Source organism: Micrococcaceae bacterium Sec5.7 (assembly GCA_039636785.1).
Lineage (GTDB): Bacteria > Actinomycetota > Actinomycetes > Actinomycetales > Micrococcaceae > Arthrobacter.
On the sequence record CP144169.1, the window covers coordinates 163,643 to 184,009 of the forward strand.

Below are 20,367 nucleotides of genomic sequence, written 5' to 3' on the forward strand. Positions count from 1 at the left end.
TGCACTTGCGTCAGCAGCCGCCGGGCCTTGGTCCGTAGAGGTCCACGGTTGTGGACTTTACGTACCAGCCGGTCTTCCGCTCGGCAAGCCGGTACCACGGGGTGCCGTTGCCGTAGATGTCCTTGGTGCAGTCAATGTTGAGCTTGCCCCAGGACCGTTCCACCCAGCCTGAGCCGCAGGTCTTGGGCGGTCCGGGATTGTACTGATCACTCACTCCGGGTTTACCGGGACAGGTCCGGGTACTCGCAGCGTCCACCTGCATCTGCGATGCCGGAGGTGGCGGAGTCGGATCGTTTCCGGTCGTGGAAGAAGCACTGCCGGCGGAGCCATAGACCACCGTGAAAGCCCGGACCCGCAGTGTGTGCCCCTTGTCCCAGCCACCCCCGGAACGGTCATACCGGTTGGCCAAGCCAACGTTGATCCAGCCGCCGCCGTCGTAACTGACTTCGAAGCGCTGTATCGCACGGCCATTGTTTGCCGGATTATTCCAGGTCCAATGCACTTCGCCATCACCCGACGCAGACTTTCCGCCGGCAACGTTTGGCGCGTTGGGCGGCCCGTAGGGATCCGCCGAGTCGATCGCCTTGGCATCGCCTGCGGTGTTGTTCTTTATGGACGTGGCGATGATATTGATCGTCACGTTGGTACCGTTCGGGAGCCCGCTGATATTACCTCCGCCTGCCGCGATACTCCCGGTCTGTCCGCTGGACGTGCGGTAGCTGTATCGGATCTCGTCGGACTGCGAACCGTTGCGCTGCGCCTGGGTGAGCTGGGTAAATGTCACGGCCAGCTGCCCGCTGCTGCCGGTCGCCTTCGCTGTTCCACTGTTGACAGAGCCCGGCTTTCCGGCCGCCCTGATGGGTGCGGACGCTGCGCTGGTACCGCTGGTTCCTGCCTTATTGGTGGCAGAGACTGTGAAGCGGTAATCTGCCTCCGAGTTGGCCACCGTGACATTCTGTGATGTGCCGTACGGGATCTTCTGGGTGGCTACGACAGCTCCTGCACGCAGGGTGGTCAGCGTGTAGGGCGAAATGGTGTCGCCGTTATTGTTGGGAGGTGTCCAGCTGACCTTGAGCTGGCTCTGGGGCCCCACGGACCCGGCGCCCGCGACCGAAGGGGCTGCCGGCGTAACCGGCACAGCGGCGGGAACTTCCGCAGCAGAGTAGGGACTCCATTCGGACGGATCCTTGGCATCGTTGCGGGCCAGCACCCGCATCTTGTAGGCCACGCCGTTCCTGAGGCCCTTCCACACGTAACTCACCGACGTCAGCTTTTGGACCTGGGCATTCTGGCCGGCCGGAGCCGGCGAGATCTCAAGATCATAGGACTTGGCCGGGGAACCCTTGCTGGCCGGAGCCACCCAGGTTACGGCCAGCTGCTTGTCGCCGAACTTCAGTTCCGGGGGCAGCGGAGTGTCCGGCTTTACGTCCGGGCGGACCTCGGCAGAGGCGGGTGAACGCTCGGATTCGCCAAATTCGTTGGTCGCCGTGACCTGGAACTGGTACTTGGCGTTGTTGGTCAGGCCGTTCAGGGTGCAGGCGTTGGCCGGACAGTCCTGCCTATAGCCCTCGCCATACACCGTGTACTTGGTGATGGCTGATCCTCGGTCGGCGGGTGCTGACCAATTGAGGAGCGCAGTGCGGTCCCCCACGCTCTGCGCTTGCGGCGCGTTGGGCGCCAGGGGCTTGTCCCTGACGGTCAGGCGGATGCGGGCGGTGGCGTACCGCGAAGGGTCGTCGGTTTTGTCCGCCACCGTGTAGGAAAAAATCATGGTGCCGGTAAAGCCTGCGGCGGGTGTAACGGTGACTGAATCGCCGCTCGCTGCGGCGCTGCCCTGCCCGGTTTCCGCAGACGTGGCAATGATTTTCAGTGCCGATTCAGGGAATGGATTCGAATCGTTGGCCAGGACCTTGACGGTGACCGGCTTGCCTGCCGCCGCGTTGGGTTCGAGGTCGTCGTTCGCTACCGGTTTTGGCCGGTTGGACGCTGTGACGGCCAACTGGAATGTTGCAGTAGCCTCGAGCCCGCGGGGGTCCTTGGCCTTGACCTGGATGGCGCCGGCGGTACCGGCGGCGCTGCTGTCATTGGCAGAGACCTTCAGGGACCTGCCTTCGATGGTGGCGTTGAAACCGGTCGGGTTCCCGCCGACGATCTCGTATTTCATGTTCCCGACGTCGTCACGGTCAGGATCGGCCGTGAGTTTGCCGAGCTCGGCACTGGCGGAGTCCCCCTTGGGCACGTCCACCGTGCCGCCGAGCAGCGTTGGCGGGTTATTGCGGTTCGGATCAGGCAGCACCATGGTGCGGATGCTCAATGTGGACTTCAGCCCGGCGGGATCATCCGGACCGGAACCGTCGGTCACCTCGAAGCTGATCGAACCCGGGCCAACGTAATGCACGCCGGCCGTATACTTGACCGCGGTTCCGTTGCCGGCAACAGAATCGCCGCCGTCATCACCGATCAACTTGACGCGGTCGGTCTGTGTCAGGCGCGGCTTGCGACCTTCACGGACCTTCACCCACTCATTCAGGTCCGCCATGACTGAGTGTCCGGCAATGACCTCAAGGACCTCGTCTTTGGCCAGCGCGGGAACCTGCTGGCCGGCCCCCGGCACCCAGATGACGGCGGTGGACTTTTGCCCGTCGACGTCTTCCACGGTGTACGGGATCAGCTGGGGCTTCTCAGTCAGCTCGACAATCATGTTTCCATCGGTACCCGGCCGCGCCGTTTCGGCTTCGCTGGTGACTTTGAGGTTCTCCCCCACGCCGTCGCGATCTTCATCGTTCTTCAATACGGGAACATCAACCGCAGTCTTGCCGAGCGTCTGGGCGGACGTCACCCTGTCATCGCGGGCGGTCGGGGCCTGCAGCGGAACGTTGCTGTCCACCAGCACCTTGATGGCGGCCTGCGCGGACGCGTCCCGGTCATCGGCGATGGTGTAACGGACGTTTACTGTGCCCTCAGCCCCGGGCGCGAGTAGGATGATGCGTCCGCTCTGCTTACTGACGGTGGCCTTAAGCGCGGCATCGGCTTCGATGCCGTCGGCAAGGATACGGATCAGGTCGCCGTCGGGGTCGGTGTCGTTGCCCGTCGCATCCACGGCAATCTGGCGTCCCGGGCGGACGTTCACCTCGTCATCCACCGGTGTGGGCTTTTGGTTGGCCTCATTCCTGGGCGCGATGCCCACAGTGACGCTACCGGTGTTCACGGCACCCTGGCGGTCCACCACCTTATACCGGAACATATCCGTCCCGGCGCCGTCGCCGGCGGCGGTGAAATCAATGAAGTTACTTCCGACCGTCGCGGTGCCCATATTGGGCGTACCGTCGATTCCCGTCAGCTGGACCGAGTCGCCGTCGGGATCAATTCCGTCCAGCGGAACGGGGATGCGCACGGATCCGGCGGCAACCACACGTGCCGTCACGTTCCGGGGCTGGGGACGTGAGTTCTCGGCGCCTTCGAGCGGCAGGATGTGAATGGTGACGGCTGCGGCGCTCTTCTGGCCCTGCGGATCCACGGCGTTGTAGATGGCGCGGACAGTTTTCGGCTGGGGCCCGGCCATAAAACGGACGGTGTTCTCCGACACGAAGCTCCTGCCGTCCTCTGCGGGCACTGCCTGCGGCAGGACGGGGTCCACAGTTAGCTTTTCGCCCTGCGGATGAGTGTCATTCTCCAATACCGGAATAGTCACCACATCGTTGACGCGGACGTTTACTTCGTCCGGTTTCGGCTGTGGTGCTTCGACGACAGCGGGAGCCGGGACCGGGACAACGGAGACGCTCCCGGTGGCAGACTTCTTGCCGTTGGACATGCTGTAGTGGAAGAGGAACGGATCTTTGGTCCCTACAACATCGGTGATGCGCAGGACGCTGTGGTCAATGATGCTGACCGAAGCGGTGGAGTTCTCAGGCAGTTTGACCGACTGGAGCACCAGTACTCCTCCCGAAGGATCGGAGTCGTTGGCAAGCGGATCCAGCAGCACGCTGCCGCCCACCGGCATCAGGGCAACATCATGGACAGCCACGGGATTTCCGGTGTCCTTTCCGGATTCAACATCTACGCGGATCAGGCCCTGGCTGCTTTGCGGGCCATTGCTCGCAATATAACTCAGGTAGACAGGCCCTGCGGTGGAACTGCGGAAATTGAACGCTCCGCCGTCCGACACCGGGCCAAGCTCTGCCGGCCCGTTGGCCTCCACCTGGGCCAGACGCAGCGCGCCGCCGTTGGGATCGACGTCGTTCGTCAAGGGGGCGATCACCAGATCCTGCCCGACGACGGCGGTGACGTGATCGGCGTTGACCACCGGCGCCAGCGCACCCGGCGGCTGGACGTTCACCACCACCTTTCCGGTGACGGTTGCCCGCCCGTCCCAGATGGTCACTGTGACCTCCTTCTTGCCGGCCGTTGCCCCGGAGTCCTGGAAAGTCAGCAAGCCGTCGCGGCGGACCTTTACATGGTCCTGATCGTTGTCGGCTTTGGCATCCATCAGCACGAGGTCATCGCCGTCGGGGTCGCTCCAGTCCGTGAGAATGTTCAGGCTGACTGTTCTTCCCTGCTCCACCAGCATGGTGGTGGAGTCACCGCGTTTGAAGGCCGGCGGCTTGTTCTCGTCCGGGCCAACAACATTCAGGGTGATTTTTCCGGTGGCAGAGAGCCCGCGCCCGTCCGCGGCGTTGTAGTCAAAGGTTTCGCTGCCGGACCGTGCATCTGACGGGACCGTGATCTGGAAGGCTGTTCCGCCGTAGATGTTCTCAAGGCTGCCGGATTCGGGGCCCCGGTTGCCGACGGAGGCCGTGAGGACGTCGCCGTCAGGATCGGAGTCATTGTCCAGCACGCTCAGGACGGTGGCCCGGCCAGGGCGGACGCCAATGGTGTCCGGTTTGGTTTCCGGCGGCCGGTTGGGTTTGGTGCGGTCCGGCAGGACGTTGACGGTGTTGTTGTCCGCTGAATCCTCGTCCTGCTCATCGGATTCGTTCTTGGGCGGGATGACGTCGTCCCAGTTGTTGACGAGCTGCATGTTCTGGTTCACCAGCCACACATTGCCCGAATTCACATCATTGAGAACCACCAGATCCCGGTTAACCCGGAACACATAACTCGGCGCCGCACTGGCCTTGGGCACAGCAACATTCTTATCCTCAGCATCATTGACACAATCCCGGACATACCTGTTCGCCCCCGACCACGCCGCATGAATACACCCACCCAGCTGCACCGGCGCCGCCGGAACACCCTCACCACCAAACACCACAGTCTTCGCCGGCGAACCATCCAACGGCTGCTTCAACAAAGCCTTCTGAGTGGCAATGGCCACCACATCAGAAGCCGGGCTGCTCTGCTGCAACTTCGCATCACGCGCGTTGTCCAGCTGCAGGCGCCGCCCGCCAGGCAAAAACAACCCCCCACCCGCAGCATCCAGAACCACCGGCTCATCCCCCACCACAGCAAGCTGCAGATCACCGGCACCCTTAAGCCCATCCCACGTCTCCGACTCCGAGGACACCGCCCCACCATCGGCATCCACCGCCGTAACAGTCACCTGCCCGGTCTCCGGATCAGCAGAAAAGATCCGGTCATCAGCACCCACCGCCGACACCAGACCCCGGGACCCCACAAAAACCGGCTCACTGGCTTCCTCATCAAAACCATTCACCGTGGACGGCGACAACGCCCACACCTTGCCCTGCCCCGGATCCGTCACCGACAAGACCTTCGAGCCGAAACTCACCTCCGCCGAACCCGGCAGCTGCTTCTCCCCGCCCAACCGCATATTCGGCGCAGACACCTGATTCAACGTCGAACCAACCTCATCATCAACAAACACATCCCCCGCACTCTGAAGAACGTCAAAAGCCGAACCCGCCGGAGTCACCGCACCATCAAGAACACGCGACGGATAATTCAACCGGCCCACAGCATTCCTGGACTTACTCACAACCCACACACCACCGTCGTTCAACTCCACCTCAGTGGTCTTAAACCCCGGATAAATGACTGCGGCGGCGGCCAGAACCGTACAGGCTGCGAGGAGCGCAGTGCCGCCGAGCCAGCGCGGGCGGCGGGCCCGTCGGACGTCCAGGCCCTTGGAACGCGCGGTGCCAGGAATTCTCATTGCCAGTGTTCCCCCAAATAGGACTCGCCGGGCGCGGCCGGACGCTGGCCGGATGCCGCCAGATACGTCTGACTATATCGTGTTTGACCATCAACTGGAGAAACCAGCCGGACTCGCCCGCATCCGCAGGATCCGACGGAAATCAGTCCAGGATCAGGCCCCGGCCGCTTCCCCGGGCGAGCACCACAGGATGGATTTCGCCGAAGCCGCGGACATTCTCAGGCTCTTGCGGAATGAGCACAAAACGCTCGTCCTGGTTGAGTGCTGCCGCGGTCATTGAATCCACGAGCACGCTTCCCGGATCAGCCAGCGTTGTCAGCCGTGCGGCGAGATTCACAGTGGGGCCGTAAATGTCGCCCAGCCGGGACAGGATCCTGCCCCACACCATGGCCACACGGGCCTCCGGCAGGATTTCATCCTCGGTAAATGCCTGCGCAAGGGCGAGCGAGATCTCCGCGCCGGCCGCCGGGGTTTCGGCGATGTAGAGGACTTCGTCGCCCACGGTCTTCACGAGGCGTCCGCCGCCTACGGAAATGATCTCGGCACACTTATTCTCGAAGCGCTGGACCAGCCTGGCCAGGGTCTTTTCATTCATCCGTCTGGACAGACTGGTATAGGAGACGAGGTCGGCGAAGCCCACGGCCCGCGCCAGGGGCAGCGGGGCATCGTCTTCGTCCCCTTCACGTCCCTCTTCGCTGGCCTGCAGACCTGCTTCTGCCCGGAGGGCAAGCCGCTGGACACCGGCGTTCAGCTGCCGGCGCCACGAATAGACCAGCATTTCCTCAAGCGCGTCCACCAGCGCGGGGAGGTCGTTCACCAGCCGTTTGCGGGCCACTGCATCGGTGACACCCTGCTCATGGACCATGTCCTCAACCAGCGCCTCGATCTGCCAGACCACCATGCGGTCCGTCATCTGACCGATGGAGCGGGTCACGGAAATGGCCGCCTCTTCGGTGAGCTTTCCGGAACGCACCAGGTCAACCACCGTAGACAGCGCGGCCTGGTCCCGCTCGGTGAAGGCGACGTCTTCGTCGCCGAGGTTCGGAAAGCCAAGGGCGCGCCAGAGTTTGCGGGCGGACAGGAGTGACAGGCCGGCCCCGGCCGCCACCTCACGGCGGCGGAGCTTGCGTTCACCGCCCAGAAGACGGGTTTCGAGGGCTTTGGCGGCCATCCTTTCCGAGGAGAGGGTGCCGGTGGGAGGGGAGACGGCACCAGTCACGCCGGCAGGCTCCTGGTCCGGTTGCTCAGCGTTCATCTCTTCCACCTTCTCTCAAGTCCCATGGCAGCGCTTCCGATATTTCGTCGGCGTCAAAAACCTCACCATCCGGGAGATCATCGATTGCGTCAAGTAAGTAGTTACGGAACGTGGCGACCTCCGGAACGTCAGGCACCACGGTGCTGCCCTGATGCCAGGCTTCCAAGGATATATTCCCAGAACGCAATATGCGTTGAAGCAGCGACTGGCTGACCACCACGTTACGCAACGATGCCAGCGATACCTGCTGGTCCCTGCGCCGCAGCACGCCGTAGCGGGCAACAATCCTCCGGCTGGTCAGTATGTAGCGGGTGCCATGCCATTTGAGCAGCCGAGGCAGGCAATATCCACACAGTACCCATGCGGCAGCCAAGACGCACGCCGCGACCAGCCAGAATGTCCATTCCCCGGTAACCACCGGGAGCAGCCGAGCAGGCTCTCCCCGGATGATCCAGGCAATGGCGAACGCGGCAAACGCAGGGGCCAGGATAAATGCCGCCGCCGGGAGTATCAGCTTCCTGGGCTGCGGCCGGGTGACGACAATGACCTGCTCCCCCGGCAGGAGGTCTTTACGCATAGCCGCTTTCGTTGCCCTTGCCTGGGGGCGTCCAGGGCCTCAAATGAACAACGTCACCTGCAGTCACTACGTGTTCCCGCGACGCGGAGTCAACCACCAGGAGCGAGCCGTACTCATCGAGCCGGGAAGCATGCCCGATGATCTCGTGATCCCCGGGCAGCTGGGCGCGCACCTGCTTGCCCAGCGTCACCATAACGGCTTCTACCCTCTTGTGGAGTGAGGGTCCGCCTGCCATTCCGGCTGTGGGATCGCCGTCGGCGTTGCAAAAACTCCGGTACAGCGCGGCAAAACGGGAGAGATAGCTCTTGAGCAGAAGCGTTCGGTCAACGGTGGCCGGTTCTTCCAGCTGGACTGACGTAGCGGTTGGAACGGGCAGCTCTGCGGAGGTCACTGTGACGTTGAGCCCGGTGCCTAACACCACGGGCGGCACTGATCCGTCCCCCATCGGCCCCAGCTGGGCGAGGATTCCGGCGATTTTCCTGCCACGGACCAGGACATCGTTGGGCCACTTGATGTCGGCGGGGATTCCTGCCGTCTCCAGGAGGGTCTCGCGGAGGGCCAGCGCTGCCAGCAACGACAGCCACGAATAGGTCTGAGTGGGGAGGGGCCGGCCCTCGGCGTTAACCGGCCGGAGCACGATCGAGACAGACACCGAGCTCCGGGCAGGGGCTTCCCACTGCCGGTCCAGCCGGCCGCGCGCAGCAGTCTGGTGCTCGGCCGTCAGGACTGCCAGGTCACGCCAGGCAGCGGGTTCCACAGTGACTGCCCGCAACAGATCGGCGTTTGTGGAACCGGTGGATTCCACCACGGTGAGCCGTGAAATACCGTTCGCGGACAGGAACTCCTGGCCGGCGAGCGCTTCGCGGTCGAGGGGTTCGCGGTCCGGTGCTTCATTCGCGGGTGTTTGTGCGGCATCCATAGTTGAATCCTATCGAGTTGCCCTCCCCATGGCCGCCGCTGAATCCTGCCCCCGCGGAATCCTGCGCCGGGCGGATCCCGTGGTCAGAGGAATATGTCGGGAACCAGCTGGTCCTCGGCCGCACCCAGGCTGTAAGGCCTGAAGTCGGTGACACCGGCTGCGGCCAGCACCTGCTCGTCGGTATAAAAGTTTCCGCTCTTCGCACCGGCGCCCTGCGCCAGATTGCTGCAGGTGAGCACGGCATGGGCGGCGTCCGCCATGATCCGGGGCCCGCGGGCGGCCCGCACAATCATCTCCCCGCCGGGCATGTTGCGGATGGCTGCGGTATCGATCAGGGTGCAGGGCCACAGCGAGTTGACGCTGACGCCGTCGGCCTTCAGCTCTTCGGCAAGTCCCAGCGTGGTGAGGCTCATGCCGTACTTGGCCATGGTGTAAGCCAGATGCATCCCGGCCCACTTGGGGTCCAGGTTCAGCGGCGGGGAGAGGGTCAGGATATGACCGTTGGCAGATTTGCGGAGGGCCGGAAGGGCGAGCTTGGACAGCAGGAACGTGCCGCGGACGTTGATGTCCTGCATCAGGTCGTAGCGTTTCATATCCACGGCGTCTGTGCGCGACAGATCGATCGCCGACGCATTGTTGATAACGACGTCAATCCCGCCGAACCGTTCGACGGCGGCGGCAACGGCCCCGGCGACGTCGCCGTCCTTGCGGACATCGCCGACAATCGGCAAGGCCTGGCCGCCTGCGGCTTCCAGCTGTTCGGCGGCGCTGTAGACGGTGCCTTCGAGCTTGGCGTGCGGCTGGCCGGTCTTGGCCATGAGCACAATGTTGGCACCGTCGCGCGCTGCGCGGATAGCAATGGCCAGGCCGATGCCCCGGCTGCCTCCGGACATCAGAATGGTGCGGCCCTCGAGGGAACCGGCGGCCTGATACGGCGCGGCGGCGGCGCCCGAAGCATCGTTGCTTGAAGTCATAAGGACACTCTAGCGGACTTATGTTACCGGCGGGTAACATGCAGGAAGTGGCGGCACGCCTGCCGAAACTTGTAGGTTTTCTACAGCGGTTCGCGCCTTTGGCGTCATTAGACTAGCCATCAGGGCCCGGTTTTTGTGCGGATGCTACTTAATCCCTGCACAACCCGTGGGCCACTGAAAATCAGCTAGAGCACCAATCTGCTACAGAGCCGGAGACACTTGATGAGCCACGATCTGACAACGACAGCGGGAAAGATTGCCGATTTCCGCGACCGCCAGGCCCGTGCCGAGCAACCCTCCGGACCGGAGGCGATTGAAAAACAACATGCCCGCGGCAAAAACACCGCCCGCGAACGCATCGACCTGCTGGTGGACGCCGGATCGTTCATTGAGTTCGACGCCCTGGCCGTCCACCGCTCCACGGTGTTCGGCATGGAGAAGAAAAAACCGCTGGGCGACGGCGTGGTGTCCGGCTATGGAACGGTTGACGGCCGTCTTGTGGCTGTCTACAGCCAGGATTTCAGCGTCTACGGCGGCTCGCTGAGCCAGGTCAATGGCGAGAAGATCGTCAAGGTGCAGGAATTCGCGCTCCGCAACGGCTGCCCCATGGTTGGAATCAACGATGGCGGCGGTGCCCGCATCCAGGAAGGCGTCGCCTCGCTGGCCATGTTCGCGGACATCTTCCGGAACAACGTGCACTCCTCCGGTGTGGTCCCGCAGATCTCCCTCATCATGGGCCCCTGCGCCGGCGGCGCGGCCTACTCCCCCGCGCTGACCGACTACGTGGTGATGGTGGACAAAACCTCCCACATGTTCATCACAGGACCGGACGTTATCAAGACTGTCACCGGGGAGGACGTGGACATGGAGACGCTGGGCGGGGCGCGCCAGCACAATGCCACCACCGGCACCTCCACGTACCTGGCGACTGACGAAGCCGATGCCATTGAATTCGTCCGTGAGCTGCTGGACTTCCTGCCGTCCAACAATCTCTCCGAGGCGCCCGTGCTGGAGCACCAGCAGGAGTTGGAGATCGACGACGACGACCTTGCCCTGGACTCACTGATCCCGGACTCCGCCAACCAGCCCTATGACATGCGCAAGGTCATTGAGCAGATCCTGGACGACGCCCACTTCCTTGAAATGCAGTCCCTCTACGCACCCAACGTGATGATCGGCTATGGCCGCGTTGAAGGCCACACTGTAGGCATTGTGGCCAACCAGCCCATGCAGTTCGCCGGCACACTGGACATCTCGGCCTCGGAAAAGGCAGCCCGGTTTGTCCGGCATTGCGATGCTTTCAATGTCCCCATCATTACCCTGGTGGACGTCCCCGGCTTCCTGCCGGGCAAGGACCAGGAATTCCAGGGCATTATCCGCCGCGGCGCCAAGCTGCTGTATGCCTACGCAGAAGCCACCGTGCCCATGCTGACCGTGATCACGCGCAAGGCCTATGGCGGAGCGTACATCGTCATGGGCTCCAAGAAGCTCGGCGCGGACCTGAACCTGGCCTGGCCCACGGCGCAGATCGGCGTGATGGGCGCCCAGGGTGCTGTGAACATCCTCTATCGCCGTGACCTGGCAGCCGTTGCCGAGGCCGGCGGCGATCTCGAAGCCCGGCGTGCAGAGGTCATCAAGCAGTACGAGGAAGAGCTGCTCAATCCCTACCAGGCAGCCGAACTCGGCTATCTGGACGCGGTCATCGCACCGTCTGACACCCGGCTGCAGATCATCAAGGGACTGCGCGCCCTGCGTGAAAAGCGTGCCAGCCTCCCCGCCAAAAAGCACGGAAATATCCCGCTGTGAGTGAGGCCGGGAAGCCCTCTGAAACCCCTGAGGCGGAAGCCTTTCTCTCCGTTGTCAAAGGAAATCCGACGCCGGAAGAACTGGCGGCACTGACCGCCGTCGTACTTTCTCTGGGGACTGCCGAAACGGCCAACCAGACGAAGCCCAGCGTCCGGCACTGGGTCCGGCGGCAGCAGCTGCGGCTCGCCCCGACGCCTGGTCCCGGCGCCTGGAGGCGCAGCGGCTAGGGCGAATCGCAGGGTTCCGGGGCTTGGCGGCAGCTGTCGGCACCGCCGCCGTTCATCCGAAAGTTCACTATCACTTTTGGCGTAAACCCGCGAAATGGCCGTTTTCGCAGTATAGTGATGTGAATCACTTGAGCGCTGGGATCAGTCGCCGGCGCTGACAACAGAATCTGGCCCGTTCCTGCGGACCAAAATGCCAATTTGCTCGCCTACCGACCAGCCTCGGGGCGGGCGCATCGCCGGCGCGGATGCGATCGCCTCCATGCCGGCATCCGCAGGTCGATGAGGAAAGCGTGGGATCAGCGTGACTCTGACAAGCCCGGAACGACGCCGGAAGACCGGCCATCATGACATCCCCGCCCAGCCGCCGCTGACGCCCTCCTGCGCGGACTGTGCCACGGATGCATACCTGAATTTTGAATCATATGTACCGGCCAGGAACGAAGGAAACAGAGGTGGCCAGCGGCCTCCCTATGTGAGTTACACGTGCACCCGCTGCGGAAAGTACGATGCCAGCACCGTACCGGAGGGTTGGACTCCCCGGGGCTGGCAGTGGTATGCCTAGGCGGTCCGCCGACGTTGACATAATCCAGCAGACGTCACGGATGCGTTCGCGGACAACTTCCTGTCTCCGAGCGAAAAAGCCGGAGGAGCACCGCAGGTGACAATCTTCGCGCCCCCTCATGGCCCGGCCGGGCCCCGGCCCCCGCTGGTCCAGCGTCTCTGGTGCACGACCTGCGGGACTGACGTCTACCTCATGATCGAGACCGTCGAGCCCCTCTCGCCGCTGGCTCCGGATGCTGTGGACGTCTCATACACCTGTATCGAATGTGACGGTTTCTATGCCCACGCCACATCTGTTCCGCGGGCCGCCGCGATCCTTAATCGTAGACAAAGCGGGCCGGGAATTCTTGAGTTCGGAGGCGAATACATCCATTGCGGCGAAGCGATGGAGAGCGGGAACCCCAAGCAACGCACCATTTACGCAGGTGTGCCAACCGGCGGCGCGCCAAAGGGCTACCTCGGCACAAAGACCCTGCACTGCCGATGTGGGTTCCAAACGGAAATCCCGCACTGGAATTAACGGTCGTGACCCTGCTGACACACCCAGAAGTTCAGTGAGTCTTTCATAACCGGGCGTGCCCCGTTAGTCTCGTTGGGTGACTATCCAAACCCCAGCCTCCGTGCGCCCCCGGACCGCAATCGACGCCGTCGCCGACGCCTATACGGACACCCTCATCCGACTCAATCCAAGCTTCGCAACCACGCTGGGACTGCCGGGCCACGAGACCGAATATCAGGACCACTCGCCTGCCGGACTTGCCGGGTTTGCTGACGCCGCCAGGGAAACCCTGGCTGCTCTTGACGGACTTCAGCCCGACGACGAGGTGGATGCCGTAACGCTGGACGCCATGCGCGAGCGACTGGGCCTGCAGCTGGAAATCCACGAATCGGGATGGGACGCGGCAGAGCTGAACAACATTGCATCCCCTGCGCAGGAGATCCGAGCCATCTTCGACCTCATGCCCACGGGCACGGCGGAGCACTGGGAGCACATCGCCGGCCGCGCGCATAACGTTCCCGGCGCGATCGACGGCTACATTGAATCGCTGCGATCAGCCAAGGAAGCCGGCAACGTGTCCGCCGCCCGCCAGGTGGCTATCGTGATCGAACAGGCCGGAAAGTACGCGGCCGAAGACGGCTTTTTCGCCAGGCTCGCGGCCGCTGCCAAGACTGCTGAGGGCCCGCTTCCTGCGGAACTGCAGGAAAGGCTCGACGCCGGCGCTGCCGCAGCACGCAGTGCCTACGCCGCGCTGGCATCCTTCCTGGAATCCGAGCTCCTTCCAGCAGCGCCGAAGAAGGACGCTGTGGGGCGTGAGCGCTACGCCCTGGCATCGCGGGCATTCCTCGGCGCGGCCGTTGACCTCGAGGAGACCTACGCCTGGGGCGTCCGGGAACTCAACCGGCTCATTGCCGAGCAGGAGCGGGTTGCCGCCGAAATCCGGCAAGGCGCCTCGGTCAAGGAAGCCAAGGAAATCCTCAACAACGATCCCGCACGCCAGCTGAAGGGCACGGATGCGCTGAAGACCTGGATGCAGGAGCTCTCGGACAAGGCCGTTGCAGAGCTCGCCGGCGTGCACTTCGACATCCCGGACATCATGAAGACGCTGGAGTGCCGTATCGCCCCGACGGACGAGGGCGGGATCTACTACACCGGCCCCTCCGACGATTTCAGCCGCCCCGGCCGTATGTGGTGGTCCGTACCAGCGGGCGAGGACACCTTCACCACCTGGGCGGAAACCACCACCGTTTTCCATGAAGGCGTGCCCGGCCACCACCTCCAGGTTGCCACCGCAACCTACCGCCGCGAGCTCCTGAACAACTGGCGCCGCAACGTCTGCTGGACCTCCGGCCACGGTGAAGGCTGGGCACTGTACGCCGAAAAACTGATGCAGGAACTCGGCTACCTGAAGGATCCCGGCGATCACATGGGCATGCTGGATATGCAGCGCATGCGCGCAGCCCGCGTCGTGTTCGACATCGGCGTCCACCTTGAACTGCAAGTTCCGGAGCGTTGGGGCTCAGGCACCTGGACCGCAGAAAAGGGCCTGGAGTTCCTCCGCGCCAACTTGCCCATCAGTGAAGGCCAGCTCAAGTTCGAATTCACCCGCTACCTTGGCTGGCCGGGGCAGGCCCCCTCCTACAAAGTCGGGCAGCGTCTGTGGGAACAGATCCGCACCGAACTCGACGCCCGGCCGGGCTTCGAGCTCAAGGCATTCCACACCAAGGCCCTCAACATCGGTTCCGTCGGACTCGATACGCTTAAGCGCGCGCTGCTGGCGTAGTCGCGTTCAGCGGTGCCATGGCCGCCATCCTCCGCTCACAAGAGACTTTTCGCCACAGCGGCGTTGGGAATATCTTCACAGAATGGCTTAGCGACGGCTGTTTTCGGGGAATCCGGAGCTGCTGCGAATCGAGGTCGGCATAACATTTCTCAACACCGACTGGAAGCAGTATTCTCCAGCTCCTACCGTCGACAGGTGAGCACTCAAACCCGTACCCCTGAATCTCCTGAGAAGTCCGGCTTCCAGCTGCCAAAATGGGCCGGTTCCTTTGGCTTCCAGATCATTGCCGCCCTCCTCGTTGGTCTGACTCTCGGCCTGCTGGCCAAATACACCGGCAGCACCAAGGCAACCCCCAATGCCCTGGGGGCCACGCTACAGACCATCGGCTCGAGCTACGTATCGCTGCTGCAGACCGCCGTTGTTCCCCTGATTTTCACGGCCGTGGTCAGCTCCATCTCCAACCTCCGCCAGGTCTCCAACGCCGCCAGGCTGGCCTGGAACACGCTGCTATGGTTCGCCATCACCTCGCTGATCGCCGTGCTGATCGGCATCGGCCTTGGTGTGCTGCTTCAGCCGGGCGCCAACACCGGCATCTCAGAAGAAGCAGCGTACGCCGGCAAGACCGGTGACTGGTGGGCGTTCCTGACCGGTCTGCTCCCCAAGAACTTCCTGGGCCTCGGGGCAAGCTCCACCGTGGCCGAGTCCGGCGTTGTCACTACCTCCGTGAGCTTCAATGTGCTCCAGATCCTGGTGATCGCAATCGCCGTCGGCGTTGCCGCGCTCAAGGTGGGCAAGGCCGCGGAGCCGTTCCTGAACCTCAATGCCTCCGCGCTGGCGGTCATCCAGAAGGTGCTCTGGTGGATCATCCGCATTGCGCCGCTGGGCACCGTGGGACTGATCGGCAACGCCGTGGCCGTGTATGCTGGGCACCCTGATTGCCGCCGGGCTGCCCCTCCTGATGGCACTGGTGGGCGTAGCCGCCGGTGTGGGCGGAACGTTCGCTTTGACCGGTGTGATTGACATGAGTTCCATCTCCCCCATGCTTGCCCTGATGCTGGGCCTGGCCGTGGGAATCGACTACTCGCTGTTTATTGTCAACCGGCACCGCACCCAGCTCCTGGCCGGGATGGACGCTGAAGAATCGGTGGCCGTGGCCACCGGCACCTCCGGCAACGCCGTGCTCTTCGCCGGCCTCACCGTTATCATCGCCCTGGCAGCCCTGGTGGTTCCGGGGTTGCCGTTCCTGGCCCTGCTGGGACTTTCGGCTGCAGCAACAGTGGCTGTCGCCGTCGTCGTCGCATTGACGCTTACGCCCGCAGTACTGTCGCTGGTGGGCCGGAAAATGATCTCCAGGCGGGCCTGGGCGAAGGCCGAAGCGCACAATACTGCCCCGGGCCACGAGGCAGCGGACCAGGCGAACGAAGAGCACCGCAGCAGCCACGGCTGGGGCGGATTCGTGACCCGGCATCCGGTGGCCGCGCTGCTCGCCGGCGTCGTTCTGCTCGGCGTCCTGGCACTGCCGGCCAGCCAGCTGCGGCTCGCACTGCCCGACGGCGGTTCGGAACCCGTTGATTCGCAGGCGTACAAAGCCTATGACGTCACGGGCAGGAGCTTCGGCGAGGGCACGACCGGACCCATCGTGGTGGTGGGCGAGTTCCCCGCAGGCCTCAGCGAGGCTGACGCGCAGGCCAGGCAGTTCGACGTCGCGGACATCCTGCGGGGCGTGGACAACGTCACCGCCGCCGTGCCGGTGGCACTCAGCGATGACCGCCGCACGGCCGTCTTCCAGGTCATCCCGAAGGAGGGCCCGGCCAGTGCCAGCACTGTGCAGGTGGTGTCCGAGCTCCGCGCCAGGAACGCTGAGATCAGGGACGCCACGGGAGTGGGCATCGGCCTCACCGGCCAGACCGCCGGCAACGTGGATGTCTCCACCAAACTGGGTGACGCCCTGCCTCACTACCTGGCAATCGTCGTCGGGCTTTCCCTGCTCCTGCTGTTGCTGGTGTTCCGTTCCATCGTGGTGCCCCTGCTGGCCACGGGCGGCTTCCTGCTGTCCCTCGCCGCGGCGTTCGGTGCCGTAGTGGCCGTCTACCAGTGGGGCTGGCTGGGTACAGTATTTGACGTTGCCAACCCCGGCGCGGTGCTGAGCTTCCTGCCCATCATCCTGATCGGTGTGCTTTTCGGGCTTGCCATGGACTACCAGGTGTTCATCACCTCCGGCATGCGCGAGTCCCATATGCACGGTGAATCAGCCAAGCACGCGGTACGGACCGGCTTCAGCCATGCGGCCGCTGTGGTCACCGCTGCGGCGATCATCATGGTCAGTGTGTTTGCCGGCTTCATCTTCAGCCACCTGACCATGGTCCGCCCGCTCGGTTTTGCCATGGCTTTCGGTGTTCTGGTGGATGCGTTTGTGGTCCGCATGACCATTGTCCCGGCTGTGATGTACCTGCTCGGCGGCAAGGCCTGGTGGCTCCCCGGATGGCTGGACCGCATCGTGCCGGACGTTGACGTGGAGGGCTCGAAACTCCGCCGGATCACCGCCGAACCGGCCACCGAAACCAGGGATCCGGAGCCGGCAGTCAACTAGGCTGGAGCCGTGACCCGCCTGATTCTCGCCTCCCAGTCCCCCGCCCGCACCAAACTCCTGACCGACGCCGGGATCCGGCACGAGGTCCTTGTGTCGGAGGTGGACGAGGACGCCGTCCAGGCGCGTTACGGCGTCACCGATCCGCACGACACCGCACTCCTGCTGGCCCGCGCCAAGGCCGAGGCCGTGGCATCGATGCCGGGAGCGGCCGGCGCCCTGGTGATCGGCTGCGACTCGGTGTTTGAGTTCGACGGCGAGGCACACGGCAAGCCGTACACGGCCGGCGTCGCGCGTGAACGTATGCTCCGTATGAGCGGCAACAGCGGGGTCCTGCACACCGGCCACTGGCTGGTGGACTGCAGGGATACAGCGGCCGACGGCGGTACGGGCGTCGTCGGATCGGGCGCCACCGTCGGCGCGGTCGCCTCCGCCGAGGTCCATTTTATGGAGATGGATCCCGCCGAGATAGACGCCTACATTGCCACCGGTGAGCCGCTGCACTGCGCCGGCTCCTTCACCATTGACGGCCTGGGCGGGGCATTTATCCGGAAGGTTGACGGTGATCCGCACGCCGTCGTCGGGCTTTCCGTCTCCACCCTGAGGAACCTGCTGTCCCGGGCTGACGTCAGGATCACGGAACTCTGGGCATAGCGGAAAGGCGCCGATTTCGGGGCCAGTTGTAGCTTCCCTACAAAGGATGGGCGCGTTACGCGCGGAATCCGCAAGTAATATCGGCGGAACCCTCAAAATCGCGCTAGGCTCCCTGAAGGAAAGAAGGAGTCGCCTTGTCAGCAAATTCGGAGCAGTCCGCAAGTCCAGTGCAGTCGAACCTCACGAAGGTGCTGATCGCCAACCGCGGTGAGATCGCAGTCCGCATCATCCGTGCGGCGCGCGATGAAGGCATTGCCTCCGTGGCTGTCTACGCCGATCCTGACCGCGATGCCCTGCATGTCCGGCTCGCGGACGAGGCCTATGCCTTGGGCGGCAACACGGCTGCCGAGTCCTACCTCGTGATGGACAAGCTGATTGAGGTGGCCCGCCAGTCCGGCGCCGATGCCATCCACCCCGGCTACGGTTTCCTGGCGGAAAACGCCCAGTTTGCGGCCAAGGTGATCGAGGCCGGCATCATCTGGATCGGGCCCTCCCCCGAGGCCATTTCGGCTTTGGGCGACAAAGTCCAGGCCCGCCACATCGCCGAAAAAGTGGGCGCCCCGCTGGTTCCCGGCACCGCCGACCCGGTCGAATCGGCAGAGGAAATCCTTGAGTTTGTGGACAAGTTCGGACTGCCTATAGCCATCAAGGCTGCCTTTGGCGGCGGTGGCCGCGGCATCAAGGTGGCCCGCACCCGCGAGGAAATCCCCGAGCTTTTCGAGTCCGCTGTCCGTGAAGCCACCGCATCGTTTGGCCGAGGGGAATGTTTCATTGAGCGCTTCCTGGATGCGCCACGGCATGTGGAAACCCAATGCCTGGCCGACGCCCATGGCAACGTGGTGGTGATCTCCACGCGCGACTGCTCGCTGCAGCGCCGCAACCAGAAACTGGTGGAGGAAGCACCCGCCCCCTTCCTCACCGAAGACCAGAACCGCCGCTTGTACGAATCCTCCAAAGCCATTCTGAAAGAAGCCGGCTACCTTGGTGCCGGAACCTGCGAATTCCTGGTGGGTCAGGACGGCACCATTTCCTTCCTCGAGGTCAACACGCGCCTTCAGGTGGAGCACTGTGTCTCCGAGGAAGTCACGGGCATCGACCTTGTCCGTGAGCAGTTCCGGCTGGCCTGCGGTGAAGAGCTCGGTTACGGCGACCCCGAGGTCCGTGGGCACTCCTTCGAATTCCGGATCACCGGCGAAGACCCGGGCCGCAACTTCATGCCGGCTCCGGGCACCATCAGCTTGATCAAGAACCCCACGGGACCCGGCGTCCGGATCGATTCCGGGGTAGAGCAGGGCGATGTGATCAGCGGCAACTTCGACTCCATGCTGTCCAAGCTGATCGTCACCGGTGCCAGCCGTCGGCAGGCTCTCCAGCGTGCCCGGCGTGCACTCGAGGAGATGGTGGTGGAAGGCATCCCCACCGTCATCCCGTTCGACCTCGCGGTGGTCACCGATCCTGCCTTTGCGCCGGCTGAGGGACCGTTCAGCATCCACACGCGCTGGATCGAGACCGAATTCGTGAACGATATTCCGGCTTGGACCCCCAATGGCAGCGGTGCCGAGGACTCTGGCGATCGCCACCGCGTCGTGGTCGAGGTGGGCGGCAAGCGCCTTGAGGTGGTATTGCCCGCGTCCCTCGGATCCATCGGCTTTCCCTCCGGTAACGGAGGCGGAAAGCCGGCAAAGTCCAAAAAGCGCTCCCGCTCCGGCGGCGTTGCGGCTGCTGCGAGCGGCAACGCCCTCACGTCCCCCATGCAGGGCACCATCGTCAAGGTGGCCGTAGCAGACGGTGACGTGGTGGCCGAAGGCGATCTCGTGGTCGTGCTTGAGGCGATGAAGATGGAACAGCCGCTCACCGCGCACCGCGCCGGCACCATCACCGGGCTGGGCGCGAAGGCCGGGGAGACTGTTTCGGCCGGCGCAGTGATTGCCACTATCGAGGACCAGACGCCGGAGGAACAGCTTTGATTGCACCGAGTTTTGAAGAAGAGGTGGAGCGGTACCACCGCGCCGTGCCGGAGATAACCAGGGGAAATCCTGAGCCGGTGAAGGAGCTTTACTCCCGTCTGGCCGACGCCACCCTGGCAAATCCGTTTGGCGGTATAGCCCGGGGTTGGGCGCAGGTTGAGTCCAGGCTCGAGCAGGCGGCGTTGCACTATCGTGACGGCGAAATGCTCGGCTTCGAGACTCTGGCGTCTTACGCAGCTCGGGACACCGCGTATCTGGTGGAGACGGAACACTTCAGGGCCAAAGTGGACGGCCGCGATTCCGTGGACGAATTCGCGCTGCGGGTCACCAGCATATTCCGGCGCGAAGACGGATTCTGGAAGCTGGTGCATCGTCATGCCGATACAGCTGCCCAGCCCCAGGCGAGGCACGCCGTCAACGGCTCCGAGTAGCCGACGGACGCAGAA

General features: G+C 63.8%; 11 protein-coding genes and 3 pseudogenes. 9 read left to right on the plus strand and 5 right to left on the minus strand.

Translation table 11 applies throughout. The annotated features are described in order from the left end of the window. Positions 1-10 precede the first annotated feature (10 nt). The 5 genes and pseudogenes from V3C33_00735 to V3C33_00755 all read right to left on the minus strand — a co-directional run bounded on the left by V3C33_00735 (position 11) and on the right by V3C33_00755 (position 9,837). A pseudogene (locus V3C33_00735) lies at positions 11-6,129 on the minus strand (Ig-like domain-containing protein). A 125-nt stretch (positions 6,130-6,254) separates the two neighbouring features. Further along, entirely contained in the window at positions 6,255-7,367 is a 1,113-nt protein-coding gene (locus tag V3C33_00740; GenBank protein ID XAS67899.1) for an adenylate/guanylate cyclase domain-containing protein, read from the minus strand. After that, complete coding sequence (locus V3C33_00745; GenBank protein ID XAS67900.1) at positions 7,357-7,944, minus strand: PH domain-containing protein; 588 nt, start codon at positions 7,942-7,944, stop codon at positions 7,357-7,359. The genes V3C33_00740 and V3C33_00745 overlap by 11 nt, the downstream gene beginning before the upstream one ends. Beyond that, on the minus strand, positions 7,937-8,863 hold the full coding sequence (locus V3C33_00750) for a biotin--[acetyl-CoA-carboxylase] ligase (GenBank protein XAS67901.1): 927 nt from the start codon (positions 8,861-8,863) through the stop codon (positions 7,937-7,939). The genes V3C33_00745 and V3C33_00750 overlap by 8 nt, the downstream gene beginning before the upstream one ends. A gap of 83 nt (positions 8,864-8,946) precedes the next feature. Next, complete coding sequence (locus tag V3C33_00755; GenBank protein XAS67902.1) at positions 8,947-9,837, minus strand: NAD(P)-dependent oxidoreductase; 891 nt, start codon at positions 9,835-9,837, stop codon at positions 8,947-8,949. A gap of 222 nt (positions 9,838-10,059) precedes the next feature. On the opposite strand from V3C33_00755, the gene V3C33_00760 reads away from it, so the two are divergent. The 9 genes and pseudogenes from V3C33_00760 (at position 10,060) to V3C33_00800 (ending at position 20,352) form a co-directional block, all read left to right on the plus strand. Next, positions 10,060-11,643 carry an acyl-CoA carboxylase subunit beta gene (locus tag V3C33_00760; GenBank protein XAS67903.1) on the plus strand — a complete coding sequence of 528 codons (1,584 nt, stop codon included), beginning with the start codon at positions 10,060-10,062 and terminating at the stop codon, positions 11,641-11,643. Beyond that, complete coding sequence (locus V3C33_00765) at positions 11,640-11,870, plus strand: acyl-CoA carboxylase subunit epsilon (GenBank protein ID XAS67904.1); 231 nt, start codon at positions 11,640-11,642, stop codon at positions 11,868-11,870. Before V3C33_00760 ends, V3C33_00765 begins: the two co-directional genes overlap by 4 nt. A gap of 754 nt (positions 11,871-12,624) precedes the next feature. Further along, entirely contained in the window at positions 12,625-12,951 is a 327-nt protein-coding gene (locus V3C33_00770; GenBank protein ID XAS67905.1) for a hypothetical protein, read from the plus strand. A 76-nt stretch (positions 12,952-13,027) separates the two neighbouring features. Next, positions 13,028-14,713 carry a DUF885 domain-containing protein gene (locus tag V3C33_00775; GenBank protein ID XAS67906.1) on the plus strand — a complete coding sequence of 562 codons (1,686 nt, stop codon included), beginning with the start codon at positions 13,028-13,030 and terminating at the stop codon, positions 14,711-14,713. Positions 14,714-14,908: 195 nt separating this feature from the next. Next, positions 14,909-15,634 (plus strand): annotated as a pseudogene (locus tag V3C33_00780) (cation:dicarboxylase symporter family transporter). Next, positions 15,633-17,303, plus strand: a pseudogene (locus tag V3C33_00785) (MMPL family transporter). The pseudogenes V3C33_00780 and V3C33_00785 overlap by 2 nt, the downstream one beginning before the upstream one ends. Before the next feature lie 9 nt (positions 17,304-17,312). Then, complete coding sequence (locus V3C33_00790; GenBank protein XAS67907.1) at positions 17,313-17,954, plus strand: nucleoside triphosphate pyrophosphatase; 642 nt, start codon at positions 17,313-17,315, stop codon at positions 17,952-17,954. A 134-nt stretch (positions 17,955-18,088) separates the two neighbouring features. Beyond that, the gene (locus V3C33_00795; GenBank protein XAS67908.1) at positions 18,089-19,921 is read left to right on the plus strand and encodes a biotin carboxylase N-terminal domain-containing protein; all 1,833 of its coding nucleotides are present in this window, start codon (positions 18,089-18,091) and stop codon (positions 19,919-19,921) included. Next, the gene (locus V3C33_00800) at positions 19,918-20,352 is read left to right on the plus strand and encodes a DUF4440 domain-containing protein (GenBank protein ID XAS67909.1); all 435 of its coding nucleotides are present in this window, start codon (positions 19,918-19,920) and stop codon (positions 20,350-20,352) included. The genes V3C33_00795 and V3C33_00800 overlap by 4 nt, the downstream gene beginning before the upstream one ends. The last annotated feature ends 15 nt before the right edge of the window (positions 20,353-20,367 follow it).